Source organism: uncultured Aquimarina sp. (genome assembly GCF_947496855.1).
In the GTDB taxonomy this organism is placed as follows: Bacteria; Bacteroidota; Bacteroidia; order Flavobacteriales; family Flavobacteriaceae; genus Aquimarina.
The window spans coordinates 1-461 of the sequence record NZ_CANMED010000038.1 but is presented as its reverse complement, the minus strand read 5'-3'; the positions used below and the strand labels follow the sequence as shown (position 1 = coordinate 461).

Genomic DNA, 461 nt, shown 5'->3' with positions numbered 1-461 from the left:
GATAATGATGATGGAGATCAAGATGAAGATGATGAGGATAATTTTGAGATAACACCTCAGACTTCAGATTTAAGTATTACTAAAGTAGTAAGTGATGCTACTCCAAATGTTGGTGACACGGTTACTTTTACAATTAGTTTAAGTAATTCAGGTTCAGATGCGGCTACGAATGTTTCAGTTGCAGATGTTGTACCTGGAGGATATAGCGGAATAAGTAATATTGTCCCTGTTATAGTTCCTGCGGGTAATATTCTTACTTGGACAGGATTGTCAGTACCTGTAGGTACAGATACCGTTACATTAACCTTTGATGCTATTGTAGATGCTCCAAGTGGAGCTGTTGATGAGTATTTGAATCAAGCAGAGATTACTGCAAGTGATCAGTTTGATCCAGATAGTGATCCTACCTCGGACAGTACAGTTGATGATAATGGAGATGGTATTGCTGATGATGATGAGGA

1 protein-coding gene is annotated in these 461 nt (G+C 38.4%); it reads left to right on the top strand.

Features of this window, described 5'->3' with window-relative positions:
• Nucleotides 1-461, top strand: a 461-nt coding sequence (locus Q0921_RS24965) for a DUF11 domain-containing protein (RefSeq protein WP_299261893.1), incomplete at both ends; no start/stop codon positions are given.